General features: G+C 58.7%; 16 protein-coding genes. 9 read left to right on the top strand and 7 right to left on the bottom strand.

Going from position 1 to position 13,796, the window contains the following annotated elements:
• Nucleotides 1–44 precede the first annotated feature (44 nt).
• Nucleotides 45–608 carry an alkyl hydroperoxide reductase subunit C gene (ahpC, locus tag ACOYXE_RS06245; RefSeq protein ID WP_007912224.1) on the bottom strand — a complete coding sequence of 188 codons (564 nt, stop codon included), beginning with the start codon at nt 606–608 and terminating at the stop codon, nt 45–47.
• A 137-nt stretch (nt 609–745) separates the two neighbouring features.
• Nucleotides 746–1,684 (bottom strand): site-specific integrase, encoded by a 939-nt coding sequence (locus ACOYXE_RS06240; protein WP_460928229.1) that lies wholly within the window; start codon nt 1,682–1,684, stop codon nt 746–748.
• Nucleotides 1,685–1,861: 177 nt separating this feature from the next.
• On the opposite strand from ACOYXE_RS06240, the gene ACOYXE_RS06235 reads away from it, so the two are divergent.
• Nucleotides 1,862–2,878 carry a DNA-binding protein gene (locus ACOYXE_RS06235; protein ID WP_160058164.1) on the top strand — a complete coding sequence of 339 codons (1,017 nt, stop codon included), beginning with the start codon at nt 1,862–1,864 and terminating at the stop codon, nt 2,876–2,878.
• Here ACOYXE_RS06235 and gorA read toward each other — a convergent pair.
• Together gorA and galU are read right to left on the bottom strand one after the other, a co-directional pair.
• Nucleotides 2,875–4,233 (bottom strand): glutathione-disulfide reductase, encoded by a 1,359-nt coding sequence (gene gorA / locus ACOYXE_RS06230; protein WP_460928227.1) that lies wholly within the window; start codon nt 4,231–4,233, stop codon nt 2,875–2,877. The two genes, ACOYXE_RS06235 and gorA, sit on opposite strands and share 4 nt — an antisense overlap.
• Nucleotides 4,234–4,361: 128 nt before the next feature.
• Complete coding sequence (gene galU, locus ACOYXE_RS06225; RefSeq protein WP_053120371.1) at nt 4,362–5,201, bottom strand: UTP--glucose-1-phosphate uridylyltransferase GalU; 840 nt, start codon at nt 5,199–5,201, stop codon at nt 4,362–4,364.
• Between the two features lie 258 nt (nt 5,202–5,459).
• On the opposite strand from galU, the gene ACOYXE_RS06220 reads away from it, so the two are divergent.
• Entirely contained in the window at nt 5,460–5,645 is a 186-nt protein-coding gene (locus tag ACOYXE_RS06220; protein ID WP_160058168.1) for a hypothetical protein, read from the top strand.
• A 130-nt stretch (nt 5,646–5,775) separates the two neighbouring features.
• Nucleotides 5,776–6,069 (top strand): hypothetical protein, encoded by a 294-nt coding sequence (locus tag ACOYXE_RS06215; protein ID WP_405123556.1) that lies wholly within the window; start codon nt 5,776–5,778, stop codon nt 6,067–6,069.
• Nucleotides 6,070–6,072: 3 nt separating this feature from the next.
• On the opposite strand, the gene ACOYXE_RS06210 is transcribed toward ACOYXE_RS06215, so the two are convergent.
• Both ACOYXE_RS06210 and ACOYXE_RS06205 read right to left on the bottom strand, forming a co-directional pair.
• Nucleotides 6,073–6,303, bottom strand: a complete 231-nt coding sequence (locus ACOYXE_RS06210; RefSeq protein WP_007912247.1) for a hypothetical protein — start codon at nt 6,301–6,303, stop codon at nt 6,073–6,075.
• A gap of 71 nt (nt 6,304–6,374) precedes the next feature.
• Nucleotides 6,375–6,731: a hypothetical protein gene (locus tag ACOYXE_RS06205; RefSeq protein ID WP_095120936.1), complete on the bottom strand. Its 357-nt coding sequence runs from the start codon at nt 6,729–6,731 to the stop codon at nt 6,375–6,377.
• A 210-nt stretch (nt 6,732–6,941) separates the two neighbouring features.
• On the opposite strand from ACOYXE_RS06205, the gene ACOYXE_RS06200 reads away from it, so the two are divergent.
• From ACOYXE_RS06200 to ada, 5 genes are all read left to right on the top strand, one after another.
• The gene (locus ACOYXE_RS06200) at nt 6,942–7,244 is read left to right on the top strand and encodes a DUF1883 domain-containing protein (RefSeq protein WP_016984992.1); all 303 of its coding nucleotides are present in this window, start codon (nt 6,942–6,944) and stop codon (nt 7,242–7,244) included.
• A gap of 28 nt (nt 7,245–7,272) precedes the next feature.
• Nucleotides 7,273–7,449, top strand: coding sequence for a hypothetical protein (locus ACOYXE_RS06195; RefSeq protein ID WP_160058170.1), 177 nt, complete (start codon nt 7,273–7,275; stop codon nt 7,447–7,449).
• Between the two features lie 94 nt (nt 7,450–7,543).
• Nucleotides 7,544–8,254 (top strand): 2OG-Fe(II) oxygenase, encoded by a 711-nt coding sequence (locus ACOYXE_RS06190; RefSeq protein ID WP_460928224.1) that lies wholly within the window; start codon nt 7,544–7,546, stop codon nt 8,252–8,254.
• Nucleotides 8,255–8,259: 5 nt separating this feature from the next.
• Nucleotides 8,260–8,925, top strand: a complete 666-nt coding sequence (alkB, locus tag ACOYXE_RS06185) for a DNA oxidative demethylase AlkB (RefSeq protein WP_460928222.1) — start codon at nt 8,260–8,262, stop codon at nt 8,923–8,925.
• An 87-nt stretch (nt 8,926–9,012) separates the two neighbouring features.
• Nucleotides 9,013–10,080, top strand: coding sequence for a bifunctional DNA-binding transcriptional regulator/O6-methylguanine-DNA methyltransferase Ada (gene ada, locus ACOYXE_RS06180; protein ID WP_160058176.1), 1,068 nt, complete (start codon nt 9,013–9,015; stop codon nt 10,078–10,080).
• 27 nt (nt 10,081–10,107) lie between these two features.
• Here the strand turns inward: ada and acuI are convergent, their stop codons facing one another.
• Nucleotides 10,108–11,091: an acrylyl-CoA reductase (NADPH) gene (acuI, locus tag ACOYXE_RS06175; RefSeq protein ID WP_160058178.1), complete on the bottom strand. Its 984-nt coding sequence runs from the start codon at nt 11,089–11,091 to the stop codon at nt 10,108–10,110.
• A 187-nt stretch (nt 11,092–11,278) separates the two neighbouring features.
• Between acuI and ACOYXE_RS06170 the strand changes: the two genes are divergently transcribed.
• Nucleotides 11,279–13,717, top strand: a complete 2,439-nt coding sequence (locus ACOYXE_RS06170; RefSeq protein ID WP_460928219.1) for an autotransporter — start codon at nt 11,279–11,281, stop codon at nt 13,715–13,717.
• The last annotated feature ends 79 nt before the right edge of the window (nt 13,718–13,796 follow it).

Genomic DNA, 13,796 nt, shown 5'->3' with positions numbered 1-13,796 from the left:
CTTAAGAAGGTGCGGCGTACCGCCCTGAATTGCGTGTCACAGACTTAGATCTTGCCGACCAGGTCCAGGGACGGCGCCAGAGTGGCCTCGCCTTCTTTCCACTTGGCTGGGCAAACTTCGCCTGGGTGAGCAGCCACGTACTGAGCAGCCTTGATCTTGCGCAGCAGCTCGGAAGCGTCACGGCCAACGCCGCCATCGTTCAGTTCAACGATTTTGATCTGGCCTTCAGGGTTGATCACGAAGGTGCCACGGTCAGCCAGACCAACTTCTTCGATCAGCACGTCGAAGTTGCGGGAGATAGCGTGGGTCGGGTCGCCGATCATGGTGTATTCGATTTTGCCGATGGCTGGCGAAGTGTTGTGCCAGGCAGCGTGAGCAAAGTGGGTGTCGGTGGAAACGCTGTAGATCTCTACGCCCAGTTTCTGGAAGGCAGCGTAGTTGTCAGCCAGGTCTTCCAGCTCGGTTGGGCAAACGAAGGTGAAGTCGGCTGGGTAGAAGAACACGACCGACCACTTGCCTTTCAGGTCAGCGTCCGAGACTTGAACGAAGTCGCCGTTTTTGAACGCGGTAGCTTTGAACGGTTTTACTTGGCTGTTGATGATAGGCATTGATGACTCTCCGTCAGGGGTTATGAAGTTGATGGGTGAATCCTACCCACTCACTCGACGGATGGCTCATTGGCAAACCTGATGCTGCTGATTTGTTTTCGCTATTAGCTGACTGTATTAATAGAAGAAAACGATCTCTACGACGTAGCCGGTTTATCCGTAATCCGAGCCATCCCCTGGAATGGGCTGGCTTCAACATAGCGCATTGCGGACTTCATATCCTTCCAGCCAACGTAACTCATCAGGGATTTCAGATCCCAGCCGCTTTGATGGGCCCAGGTTGCGAAGCCTCGGCGCAGGGAGTGGCTGGTGTAGTTTTCGGCGGCAATGCCCGCGCGCTGCAACGCCTGGCGCAGCAGCGGGATGATGCTGTTGGCGTGCAGCCCCTCCTCGTTCAGATTGCCCCAGCGGTCGATGCTGCGGAAAACCGGGCCGCGCACCAAGGCTGCTTCGGTGATCCAGTCGATGTAGGCCTGCACCGGGCAGAGCTTGAGCAGCGCCGGGGCTTGATAGGTCTGGCCGAGGTTTTCCCGATCGCCCTTGCTGCGCGGCAAATACAAGGTGATGCCTTTGCCTGCGTGCGCCTGCACGTGTTCGATTTGCAAGCGACACAACTCATCACTGCGAAAGCCGCGCCAGAAGCCCAGCAGAATCAGTGCACGATCACGATAAGCCTTGAGGAGTAAGGGCCGATCCTGCTGTTCTCTCGCGGTTTGCACTTCATGTTCGAGCCAATCGATCACTCGCTGCAGATCCTGTAAGTGCAGCGGCTCGGCCTGTTTCTCCTGCGCCGGGTGCAACGCTCGAATCCCTTTGAAGACCTTGCGCACCACCGGCGCCTTGGTCGGATCGGCAAAACCCTGACTGTTGTGCCACTGCGCCAGCGCCGACAGACGCAGCTTCAGCGTATTAATCGACAGCTCTTCGGCGTGCGCCACCAGATAACGCGCGACGCTATCAGCCGTCGCTGGCAGAAACCCACCCCACTTCACTTCGAAATGCTCGATGGCCGCGCGATAGCTGCGGCGGGTGTTATCGCGGGTGGCGGCTTGCAGATAGCGATCCAGATCGCTCATGGGCTGTTTTCTCGCTGGCGTACTGAGACAGGAATGCAGAAACGCATTTTGCCGTCTGACACTGGGTAATACCAGTATATCCCGCGTCTTTATTATCAAAGGTTTACCTTTATTTTTCGGATGGTACACTGCGGACTTTAGTGGCATGTACCACAGTACGTAACCGTAGGAGTTCACATGGCCCGTGGCGGCATTACCAAAGCCCTGGTGCAGATCGCGCGCACCGCGATCCTCGCTCGTGGCGAACACCCGAGCATCGATGCAGTACGCATTGAAATGGGCAACACCGGCTCAAAAACCACGATCCATCGCTATCTGAAAGAGCTGGATGACGGCGCGCAGCCGGTTGAAGCCTCGGCAGAGCCGATCGATGATGAGCTGACTGCCCTCGTCTCGCGCCTCGCCCAACGCCTCAAAGAACAGGCGCAAGAGCCTATCGAGCAAGCCCGCGAGCAGTTCGAGGAACAGCGCGAAGCACTGGAGTCGGAGCTGAAACAAACGCGCCAGGCCCTGGAAAAGCTCGAACACGATCACGACATTCAAGGGGCTGCGCTAGAGCGTGAGTCTGAAGCGCTTGGCAACACCCGTTCGATGCTGCAAACCGAACAGACTCGTAATGCCGGACTGAATCAGGCATTGGCCGATTTTGAATTGCGTTTGCAGGACAAGGACGAGCAAATCCGCTCGCTGGAAGAAAAACACCTGCATGCCCGTGATGCGCTGGAGCATTACCGCAACGCCACCAAAGAGCAGCGCGAGCAGGAACAGAGCCGTCACGAAGCGCAAGTGCAGCAGATTCAGGCCGAGTTGCGTCAGGCGCAGCAAAGCGCGATGGTTCGTCAGGACGAGATCACGCAACTGCACCGCGACAACGAACGCCTGCTCACTGAAAACCGTGGCACGCAGCGCGAACTGAGCCTGATGCAGGATCAGCTCAAGCAAAGCAATCAGCGTCAGGATCAACTGCTCGAACAAGCGACCCGCGTCGACAGCGAGCGCACCCTCCTCCAGGAACGCTTGCGCGTAGCCACCCTGGAAAGCCAGACACTCAAACAGAGCATTGAGGAGCAGACGCTGCTCAACCAATCACTGGAAAAGGAATTGAACAAGGCTCAGGCAAGCCTGGAAGAAAGCCAGCGTCTGGCGGCTACCGTTGCGGCAGCGCCAGACTCTGCCAAACCGAAAGACGCTTAAGCGCCGACCGGCGTACGCATGGTGACAAACTCTTCGGCGGCCGTCGGGTGTACCCCGATCGTGTCGTCGAAGTCGCGCTTGGTTGCGCCAGCCTTCAACGCAATCGCCAAACCCTGAACGATCTCGCCAGCGTCCGGGCCGACCATGTGGCAGCCGAGGACTTTGTCGGTCTTGCCGTCGACTACCAGCTTCATCAGCGTCTTTTCCTGACACTCGGTCAAGGTCAGCTTCATCGGGCGGAAGCGGCTCTCGAAAATCACCACGTCGTGACCAGCCTCGCGTGCCTCTTCTTCGGTCAAACCGACTGTACCGATGTTCGGCAGGCTGAATACCGCCGTCGGGATCATCTTGTAATCCACTGGGCGGTATTGCTCAGGCTTGAACAGACGCCGCGCTACGGCCATACCTTCTGCCAGAGCCACAGGCGTCAGCTGCACGCGACCGATGACATCGCCCAGCGCCAGAATCGATGGCTCGCCGGTCTGGTACTGCTCGTCGACCTTGATGAAGCCTTTTTCGGTGAGCTGCACATCGGTGTTTTCCAGACCCAGATTGTCGAGCATCGGACGCCGGCCGGTTGCATAGAAAATGCAATCCGCTTCCAGCTCACGACCGTCCTTGAGGGTGGCTTTCAGGCTGCCGTCCGTCTGCTTATCGATGCGCGCAATATCGGCGTTGAATTGCAGATCCAGACCACGCTTGGTCAGCTCTTCCTGCAAATGCTTGCGCACCGAACCATCAAAGCCGCGCAGGAACAGATCACCGCGATACAGCAGCGTGGTGTTTGCACCGAGGCCGTGGAAAATTCCGGCGAATTCGACCGCGATGTAACCGCCGCCAACCACCAGCACACGCTTTGGCAGCTCTTTCAGGAAGAACGCCTCATTGGAACCGATCGCGTGCTCGCGCCCCGGAATCTCCGGAATCTGCGGCCAGCCACCGGTAGCAATCAGAATATTCTTCGCGGTAAAGCGCTCGCCATTCACCTCAACCTCATGCGGGCCGACAATCTTCGCGTGCGCTTCATGCAAGGTCACGCCGCTGTTGACCAGCAGATTGCGATAAATGCCGTTGAGGCGATTGATCTCGCGATCCTTGTTGGCAATCAGCGTCGCCCAATCGAAATTCGCTTCACCCAGACTCCAGCCAAAACCGGACGCCTGCTCGAAGTCTTCGGCGAAATGCGCGCCGTACACCAGCAACTTTTTCGGCACACAGCCAACGTTGACGCAGGTTCCACCCAGATAACGGCTCTCCGCCACCGCCACTTTCGCGCCGAACCCGGCCGCAAAACGCGCAGCGCGCACACCGCCGGAACCGGCACCAATCACATAAAGGTCAAAATCGTAGGCCATTTCTATCTCCTCGGCAGGGGATCAGCATACCTGCAGTCACCCATTGGGCAAGCGCTGCCAGTCATATGGGGGCGTAAAATGAAAAAACCCGCCGAAGCGGGTTTTTCTTGCAAACCAATCAAGCGCTCTTAGTAAGCCTTGCCAGTCTTGTAGAAGTTCTCGAAGCAGAAGTTGGTTGCTTCGATGTAGCCTTCAGCACCACCGCAGTCGAAACGCTTGCCTTTGAACTTGTAGGCCATGACGCAGCCGTTCTGGGCTTGTTTCATCAGGGCGTCGGTGATCTGGATTTCGCCGCCCTTGCCTGGCTCGGTCTGTTCGATCAGGTCGAAGATGTCCGGGGTCAGGATGTAACGGCCGATGATGGCCAGGTTCGACGGCGCGTCTTCCGGCTTTGGTTTCTCGACCATGCTGTGAACGCGGTAGATGTCGTCGCGGATCATCTCGCCGGCGATCACGCCGTACTTGCTGGTTTCCTGCGGGTCGACTTCCTGGATGGCGATAATCGAGCAGCGGAACTGCTTGTACAGTTTGACCATCTGGGTCAGTACGCCGTCGCCGTCGAGGTTAACGCACAGGTCGTCCGCCAGTACCACGGCGAATGGTTCGTCACCGATCAGCGGGCGACCGGTCAGGATCGCGTGGCCCAGACCTTTCATTTCAGTTTGACGGGTGTAGGAGAACGAGCACTCGTCGAGCAGTTTGCGGATACCGACCAGGTATTTCTCTTTGTCGGTGCCTTTGATCTGGTTTTCCAGCTCGTAGCTGATGTCGAAGTGGTCTTCCAGAGCGCGCTTGCCACGACCGGTGACGATGGAGATTTCCGTCAGGCCGGCATCCAGAGCTTCTTCAACGCCGTACTGGATCAGTGGCTTGTTTACCACCGGCAGCATTTCTTTAGGCATGGCTTTAGTCGCTGGCAGGAAGCGAGTACCGTAACCGGCTGCTGGGAACAAGCATTTCTTGATCATATAAGTCCTTGAAAGGGCTGTGTGTACGAGTTTCGGCGCAGTCTAATCAGGCGGCGTGCACCTTACAATGCCCCGCACTGGCTAACCGATGTCAACATAGAGAAATATTCTTGCCGATAGTTCCATCGGCATACGGACGCAGCCAGATGAGCGTAGCTCAAAGCTGCCGGCAAACTGAATCACCATACGCTCATCGCCCCCCAATGCGAGCATTTGCCGGTATCATGGCGCCTTTGAACCAGCGAACGAGACAGATAGATGGCCGCGGTAAAAATCATCAACGGGTATGTGATCGACAAGAAAGACGGCAAGTGGACCCTGACCACCACCAATGGCGAGCACATCGCCGGGCCTTTCGACAGCGAGCAAATGGCGACCGATGTAGCGGCAGTGTTCACCGACACTCCGGCATCGGCCAAGCGCCGTGGCAAAGATCAGGACTGATCAGCCCCGACACGCCCCAGCCCTGCCCTTGTGCAGGGCTTTTTTGTGCCAGCCTACAAACAAGTGGCCAAACGCTATAACCTTTTCACACCGGCGCTGTCAGAGCGTCTAGTCCCCCTCGCTGAAGACCATGCACATGACCTTGAAAAAATTCCTGCCACTGATTGCGGTATTGGCACTGGCCGGCTGTGCCACCTCTCAACCCACGTACCTGAACAACGGCGAACAGGGGCTGTCGATCGATTGCTCCGGCGAAGCCAACTCCTGGGCGACCTGCTATGAAAAAGCCGATGCATCCTGCGCAGGCACTGGTTACCGCATCGTTGGCACTGACGGCACGCCCCAGCCCAAAGAGAGCGACAAAACCCTGGGCGTCGATGTCGGCAACTACAAGAACCGCAGCGTCGTCGTGGTCTGCAAATAGACCTTACATATGAATTTCGGCGAATTTGATCCCGAGTCCGCGTACGACTTCGATCAGATCGTCGAGGCGGTTGAACGACTCGACTTCGTCGTTTTCGTCGACCAGGAAGTAACTGCGTCCGGCGCTCTTCTTGAAAAACACGATCCACTCCCCCGGATTCGCCGGGTTCTGGATGACATGGGTGGCAGAGATCAGGCCCTCTACGTGGCGCTCCCGTACTTGCTCTCGCTTCATCGCGACTCCAGAAATGAAAATGCCGTCACAGCATGACTGCGACGGCATCGGTGCTGATGACTATCAGTCTATCAGCCGGAAATACATGCATTGGCAGCGTTTCGCACGTCACGCGGACGCACTGGCACATTCGACATGCGCTCATGCAACTTGATGCTGCTGCCGCCGGAGCGATCTTCGATATCAAATACCGCTGCCGCGCCGGTGGAAAATTTCCCCGGGACGATGACCCGAACCCCGTCCTTGTGTGGCTGCATTTGCAGCGCGCCGCGGCTGTCCGCCAGCTTCTCGGCTAGGCATTGGGCATATTCATGGGGTTTCTTACCGGAGATTACGCTCACGGTCGGCAGCGTTTCATTGATTTCGGAAACACTCGCACAACCACCCACAGCCAGAACCAACGGCAGACACACCACACCCCACTTCATACAAAACCTCCGTTAAAGACCGTCCGACAGCACAAATGCCGTTTTTCTCCGGGGCCTTCTGCATTTAACCCGCATCCGATTGCGAATATCTGTTCAAAATTGTCAAACCAACGCCCGACGGCCAGATAATAACCCGTGCGGGCTGATAAACTGCGCGCAATTACAAGCTATCGTTTTGATTTTGTAGAAAAAGCCCTTCTGGAGGCGCCCATGAAATTCATTCACCAGCGCGAACACCTTAATGAAGACGACATCGTCGTCATCCAATGCTCGCAAATGTGCAACATCCGTCTGATGAACGACGCCAACTTCCGCAGCTTCAAGAACGGCGGCCGTCACACCTATCACGGCGGCGCCTTCGACACGTTCCCGGCCCGTATCACCGCGCCGAGCACCGGTTTCTGGAACATCACCATCGACACCGTCAACCGTCGGCCGATCAGCGTCACGCGCAAGCCGACCCTGACCCACTCGATCAAGATCATCCGTCGTTCCAGCACCAAACTCAGCTGAGACACGCCGTCCAACCAGAAAGGAATGCATGACCGTGGCCCAAACGACCAAATACGTCATCAAGTACAAACTCAACGGCGAGCGCCGCTTCGACTTTGCGCAACTGGAAAACGGCACTGAAGAAGAAGCCAAGGCTGCTCTGGATGCCCTTCACGGCCAGAGCGACGACGTGATCAGCGACATCGCCGTCAGCAAAGCGCTGTAAGCATCGTCAGCGAATTCGACCGCAAGCGGCGGAGTGTTCTGCCGCGAGGCCCTGCCTAGACTGACTTTCTTCGACCAAGCGTCAAGGAGTCAGCATGTCGATGTCACCTTCCCGGCTGGATTCGCTCGACTGGGCAAGTCTTGAGCAGCAACTGGATCAGCACGGCTACGCGATCATCCGTTCGCTGCTGCGGGCCGAAACCTGTGATCACTTGAGTGCGCTGTATCCGCAGACCGAACCGTTTCGCTCGCAGGTCATCATGGCCCGCCACGGTTTCGGTCGCGGCGAATACAAGTACTTTCGTTATCCCCTGCCGACAGCGGTAGAACGCCTTCGCGGCGCGCTGTACCCGCGCCTGGTTACGCTGGCCAATCGCTGGTACGAACGCATGAACCTGGCCGAGCGCTTTCCGGCGAGCCACGCCGAATTTCTTCAGCGCTGCCATGCCGCCGGTCAACTACGCCCTACCCCTCTCTTGTTGCAGTACGGTCCGCAGGACTACAACTGCCTGCATCAGGACCTGTACGGCGAAGCGGTTTTTCCGCTGCAAGTGGCGATTCTTCTGTCAGAACCCGGGCAAGACTTTATTGGAGGAGAATTCGTGCTCACCGAGCAGCGCCCGCGCATGCAATCTCGCCCGCACGTGCTGGACCTGACGAAAGGTGACGCAGTGATCTTTGCCGTCAACCAGCGCCCGGTCAAAGGTGTACGCGGTGATTATCGGGTGACCATGCGTCACGGCGTCAGTCGCCTGCACAGTGGAAAAAGGCATACCCTAGGCGTCATCTTTCACGACGCCACCTGACCGCCATGCCCCCGAACACTTTCGATCTGTTCGCCGATCATGAACCCGAGCAACGCCCCCGCACCGAACAGATTGGCGAGCAATCGTGGGTGCTGCACGGTTTTGCCCAGCCGCTGGTCGACCAGCTCCTCCCGGCGCTGGATGCGATTCTTTCCGCAGCGCCGTTGCGTCACATGGTCACACCGGGAGGTTTCAGCATGTCGGTCGGCACCAGCAGCTGCGGCGCCTTGGGCTGGATCACCGATCGCCACGGGTATCGTTACTCCAGCGTCGACCCGCTCAGTGATTTGCCATGGCCCGCGATGCCGGAAGTATTTTCGGCGCTGGCAAACTCGGCAGCTGCGCAAGCCGGATTTGCTGACTTCAACGCCGATTCCTGCCTGATCAACCGCTATGTCCCCGGTGCCAAGATGTCATTACACCAGGACAAAGACGAAAACGCCTACAGCGCACCGATCGTTTCGCTGTCACTGGGCTTGCCGGCAATGTTCCTGTTCGGCGGCTTCAATCGCAGCGACAAGAGCCAGCGCATTGCCTTGCTGCATGGCGACATGGTGATCTGGGGCGGCGTTGATCGCTTGCGCTATCACGGGGTGTTGCCGATCAAGCAGGGTCGGCATCCACGCCTGGGTGAACAGCGGATCAATCTGACCTTTCGCGTCGCCGGATAACCTGCAAAAGTTTGACCGCAAGGCCCGGAGTGTTGTGCCTTGCGACGCTGGTTAACCTGAATCAAACAGGTCAACGGATAACCCCTCATGAAAACGCTTTCGCCCCCCGTCAAGATTGAAAACGATCCACGCTGGGCCGCAGTGGTTGCGCGAGATTCACGGGCGGACGGGCAATTTGTCTACGCGGTGAAAACCACAGGCATTTACTGCCGCCCGAGCAGCCTCTCACGTTTGCCGAAACCACAGAACGTGGTGTTTTTCGATACGGCTGAACAGGCCGAAGCCGCAGGCTATCGCCCGAGCAAGCGTGCCAGCAAAGATCAGAGTGATGTGGCCGCGCAGCATGCCGCCACCGTCGCCATTGCCTGCCGCCAAATCGAATCCGCCGAGACGTTGCCGACGCTCAACGAACTGGCGCAAACCGCCGGCCTGAGTCCGTTTCATTTCCATCGCGTATTCAAAGCCGCGACGGGGTTGACGCCCAAGGGCTACGCGTCGGCCCATCGCTCGCGCAAAGTCCGTGAGCGCTTGGCGGTCGGAGGTTCGGTAACCGATGCGCTGTACGAAGCCGGTTTCAATTCCAATAGCCGTTTCTATGAATCAGCGGATCATTTGTTGGGGATGAAACCCGGCGACTATCGCGCGGCCGGGAAGAACAACGACATCCGCTTCGCCGTCGGCCAATGTTCGCTCGGAGCGATTCTGGTGGCGCAAAGCGAGCGTGGTGTGTGCGCGATTCTGTTGGGAGACGATCCGCATCAATTGGTGTGCGATCTGCAGGACCAGTTCCGCAAAGCCAACCTGATTGGCGCCGATACCGGATTCGAGCAACTGATCGCCAAGGTGGTGGGGTTTATCGAAGCTCCGGAGATTGGCCTGGATCTGCCGCTGGACGTGCGTGGCACGGCGTTTCAGGAACGCGTGTGGCAGGCGCTGCGGGAGATCCCGGCGGGCCAGACGGCCAGCTACGCCGAGATTGCCCAGCGCATCGGCGCACCGACATCCATGCGCGCGGTGGCCCAGGCTTGCGGGGCTAACCGTCTGGCGGTGGCGATTCCTTGCCACCGCGTGGTGCGCAGCGATGGCAATCTTTCGGGCTATCGCTGGGGCGTCGAGCGCAAGCGTCAGTTGCTGGAGCGCGAGACAACGTCTTGAGCGGACGTCCCTCCCCGTCGGCGGCAGTCAGCGATTGACGTCAACTACAACCCGTCCGCGAAGTTGCCCGGCGAGCAGTTTTGGCGCTGCATCGATGGCTTCAGTCAGGCCTATTTCATGGCTGATCAAGGCCAGCAAGGAGAAATCCAGATCCTTGGCCAGACGATCCCACGCCTTCAGACGGCGCGCCTTGGGCTGGGTGACGCTGTTGATACCGGCCAGGGTCACGCCGCGCAGAATGAACGGGGCGACCGAAGCCGGGAAATCCATACCTTGCGCCAGACCACATGCCGCGACCGTGCCTTCAGAGCGAGTACTGGCGCAGGCATTGGCCAAAGTATGACTACCGACCGAATCGATCACCGCCGCCCAGCGCTCTTTCGCCAACGGTTTGCCGGGCGCTGACAACGTTGCCCGGTCGATGATTTCGGCAGCGCCCAACTGCTTCAGATATTCATGTTCGGAGACCCGGCCAGTGGAGGCGACGACGCGATAGCCAAGCTTGCTCAGCAGCGCGATGGCAAAACTGCCGACGCCGCCATTGGCGCCCGTCACCAGCACTTCGCCCTGATCCGGCGTCACACCATTACGCTCAAGCGCCAGAATGCACAGCATCGCCGTATAGCCCGCCGTACCGATGGCCATGGCTTGCGCCGCGGTAAAGGCTTTGGGCAAAGGAATCAGCCAGTCGCCATTGAGCCGCGCCTTCTGCGCCAGACCGCCCCAATGATTCTCACCGACACCCCAGCCATTGAGCACCACCTGATCACCCACCTTATAGTCGGGGTGCGAACTGGCTTCTACGGTGCCCGCCAGGTCGATCCCCGGCACCATCGGAAACTTGCGCACCACCGGACTGCTGCCGGTAATCGCCAGACCATCCTTGAAGTTCAGCGTGCTGTACGCAACAGCCACGGTGACATCGCCTTCGGGCAATTGCTCTTCGTTGACTTGCTGCAGGTTGGCGCGGTAACCGCTGTCGTCTTTGTCGATCACAATGGCGTTGAACATGACTGCCTCGCAGAACTGTTTTCAGAATGTCGTGCCTTGAAATACCACATCGCAACACCCTGCCACATTCGACTTTGCGCCAATCGGCGAATCCACCGAGTATTTCCATGGCGGGCGACTATGCTTTTTCGACGGTCGTGGTTTCGCCGTTATTTCTTCAGAAACCGCTTTGTCGATGGAGCTGACAATGTCTTACCCGCGCTCGTTCTTCGCGATGTTGATGCTGTGCCTGCTGACATTCGGCAGTGCCTGGGCGGCGCCAGCCAGCGAGGCTCCGAGCGAGCCGGCCTGGCCGCAAGTCATCACTAGCGGCAAGGCGAAACTGACGGTGTACCAACCGCAACTCGACAGCTGGGACGGCTACACCCTCAATGCTCGCGCAGCCGTCGAAGCCACCGCTGCCGATGGCAAATCGACCTACGGGATCGTGCAATTCAGCGCGCATACGCTGGTCGACAAGACCACACGCTGGGTCGCGCTGGATCAGTACAAGATCATCAAAGCCGACTTCCCGGCCGATGCCAGTCAAGCCAACACATGGGTCGCGGCACTGCAAAAAGATGCCGGGAACCGCAAGAAAACCATCTCGCTGGATCAACTCGAAGCGGCCGTCGGTGTACTGTCCGCCGAGCAGAAAGCTGACAGCGCCCCCCTGGAAAACACACCGCCGACCATCATCAGTTCCGACGTGCCCGCCCTGCTCGTCTATATCGATGGCGATGCGGCCTACCGACCGGTAGAGGGTACTGCGCTGCAGCGGGTGATCAACACGCGACCGCTATTGTTGAAGGACGCGCAAGGCAAACATTATCTGCACGTCTTCGATGGCTGGATGGTCGCCGACCAGCTCGATGGTGCCTACACGCGCCTGGCCTCACCGCCGACAGAACTGGAGAAAGCCAAGCAGACCGCCATTCAGAGCCGGCAAGCGGATCTGCTGACCGGACAAAGCGACCCGAAAGACAAGGTCCCCAGCCTTGCCAAGCCACCACAGCCAAAGATTTTCGTCGCGACCACGCCGACTGAATTGCTGGTCACTGACGGCGCGGTGCAATGGTCGCCGATTCAGGGCACAGGCTTGTTGTATGTCAGCAATACCACCGGGCACATCTTCAAGGAAATCGGTGACCAGAACAGCTATGTGCTGATCTCCGGGCGCTGGTTTCGCGCCACCGATATGAATGGCCCGTGGACGTTCACCCCTGCAGACAAGCTTCCGGCAGATTTCGCCAAAATCCCCGACGACAGCCCGAAAGAAAACGTCAAAGCCTCGGTTGCCGGCACCCCGCAAGCCAAGGAAGCGGCGATTGCCGCGACCATTCCACAGACGTCGGCGATCAAAAAAAGCGCGGTGAAAATGACCACGCCACAATTCGATGGCGAACCGCAGCTCAAGGCTATCAACACGACAACCCTGCAATATGTGGTCAACAGCGCCACGCCCATCATCCGTGTCGACAACGACAGTTGGTACGCGGTGGAAAACGGTATCTGGTTCACTGCCACTACCGTGACCGGCCCCTGGGTTGTGGCCAGCTCGGTGCCGGCGGTGATCTATTCGATCCCACCGAGTTCGCCCATGCATTACCTCACCTACGTCAAAGTCTACGAGTCCAGCGGCGATACCGTGGTGGTCGGCTACACGCCGGGTTATCAGGGTTCAAATCTGGATCCGGCCACGGGCGTCGTGGTGTATGGCACCGGTTATCCCTACACGCCTTGGGTGGGCGGCGTCTGGTATGGCGCGCCGGTGACTTACGGTTTCGGCGTCGCCATTCGCTACACGCCGTGGACGGGCTGGACCTTCGGTTTCGGTTTCGGCTGGAGCTGGGGCGGCAGCACCGTGGCGATGGGCTGGGGTTGGGGCGCGTACCCGTGGTGGGGCAATTACGGTTGGGGTTACGCCTGGGGACCGCACCTGTATCCGGCGCCACTGGCCTGGGGTGGCGCCGCTTACGGTTATCGCGGTGGCGCGGTGGCCTGGGGTCCGGGTGGCTGGGCCGGTACCACCGGTAATATCTACCATCAGTGGGGTAATCTCGCGACGGTCAGTCGCTCGGGCGCTGGGTACAACGCCTGGACCGGGAATCGCTGGGCCGGTCAGGTGGGTTCTTCCTATAACTCACGCACTGGCGTCGCGGCTGCCGGTCAACGCGGTGCCGTGCATAACGTCTACACCGGCAACTACGCAGCAGGGCGCAGTGGCGTGGCAGTCGGGCCAAACGGCGACGCCATTGCCGGCGAACGCGTTACCGCCGGCAATGCGCGTAACGGCACGCAGGTCACCGCCAATCGTGGTGCCGTGTACAACCCCAACACCGGCAACACCACTCAATATGGCGGTGTTCGCGGGCGCAATGGCGGTGCGGCACGCGTGGGCGACAACGTCTACGCGGGACACGACGGCAACGTGTACAAGAAGACCGACAACGGCTGGCAATCGATGGTCGGGGGCGGCGCGACTCGCACGGCACCGGTCAATAACAATGCGCAGTTGCAGAACCTCAACCGTGAATCCGCCGCACGCAATTTCGGCAACCAGCGCACCAACAATTTTCACAACTCCTCGCAATTCATGAATCACTCGTTTGGCGGCGGAGGCGGTGGTGGATTTCATCGACGCTGAAAAACTGCACGGGTTGTTCTGAATTTCGAACTGGCTGCGGATCCGCTTTTACTGCTAAAAAACCGGCTTTGCCTTTCAT

The organism is Pseudomonas sp. MC6 (genome assembly GCF_054790575.1).
This window is presented reverse-complemented; position numbering and strand designations above follow the sequence as displayed.

Excerpts from the sequence above, each read along its gene's own strand:
- ACOYXE_RS06195 (WP_160058170.1), top strand. The coding sequence starts at position 7,273 with ATGACCGTGGCCCAAACGACCAAATACGTCATCAAGTACAAACTCAAC.
- gorA (WP_460928227.1), bottom strand. The coding sequence starts at position 4,233 with ATGGCCTACGATTTTGACCTTTATGTGATTGGTGCCGGTTCCGGCGGT.
- ACOYXE_RS06205 (WP_095120936.1), bottom strand. The coding sequence starts at position 6,731 with ATGAAGTGGGGTGTGGTGTGTCTGCCGTTGGTTCTGGCTGTGGGTGGT.
- ACOYXE_RS06240 (WP_460928229.1), bottom strand. The coding sequence starts at position 1,684 with ATGAGCGATCTGGATCGCTATCTGCAAGCCGCCACCCGCGATAACACC.
- alkB (WP_460928222.1), top strand. The coding sequence starts at position 8,260 with ATGCCCCCGAACACTTTCGATCTGTTCGCCGATCATGAACCCGAGCAA.
- ACOYXE_RS06215 (WP_405123556.1), top strand. The coding sequence starts at position 5,776 with ATGCACATGACCTTGAAAAAATTCCTGCCACTGATTGCGGTATTGGCA.
- ada (WP_160058176.1), top strand. The coding sequence starts at position 9,013 with ATGAAAACGCTTTCGCCCCCCGTCAAGATTGAAAACGATCCACGCTGG.
- ahpC (WP_007912224.1), bottom strand. The coding sequence starts at position 608 with ATGCCTATCATCAACAGCCAAGTAAAACCGTTCAAAGCTACCGCGTTC.
- ACOYXE_RS06200 (WP_016984992.1), top strand. The coding sequence starts at position 6,942 with ATGAAATTCATTCACCAGCGCGAACACCTTAATGAAGACGACATCGTC.
- ACOYXE_RS06210 (WP_007912247.1), bottom strand. The coding sequence starts at position 6,303 with ATGAAGCGAGAGCAAGTACGGGAGCGCCACGTAGAGGGCCTGATCTCT.
- ACOYXE_RS06235 (WP_160058164.1), top strand. The coding sequence starts at position 1,862 with ATGGCCCGTGGCGGCATTACCAAAGCCCTGGTGCAGATCGCGCGCACC.
- galU (WP_053120371.1), bottom strand. The coding sequence starts at position 5,201 with ATGATCAAGAAATGCTTGTTCCCAGCAGCCGGTTACGGTACTCGCTTC.
- ACOYXE_RS06220 (WP_160058168.1), top strand. The coding sequence starts at position 5,460 with ATGGCCGCGGTAAAAATCATCAACGGGTATGTGATCGACAAGAAAGAC.
- ACOYXE_RS06190 (WP_460928224.1), top strand. The coding sequence starts at position 7,544 with ATGTCGATGTCACCTTCCCGGCTGGATTCGCTCGACTGGGCAAGTCTT.
- ACOYXE_RS06170 (WP_460928219.1), top strand. The coding sequence starts at position 11,279 with ATGTCTTACCCGCGCTCGTTCTTCGCGATGTTGATGCTGTGCCTGCTG.
- acuI (WP_160058178.1), bottom strand. The coding sequence starts at position 11,091 with ATGTTCAACGCCATTGTGATCGACAAAGACGACAGCGGTTACCGCGCC.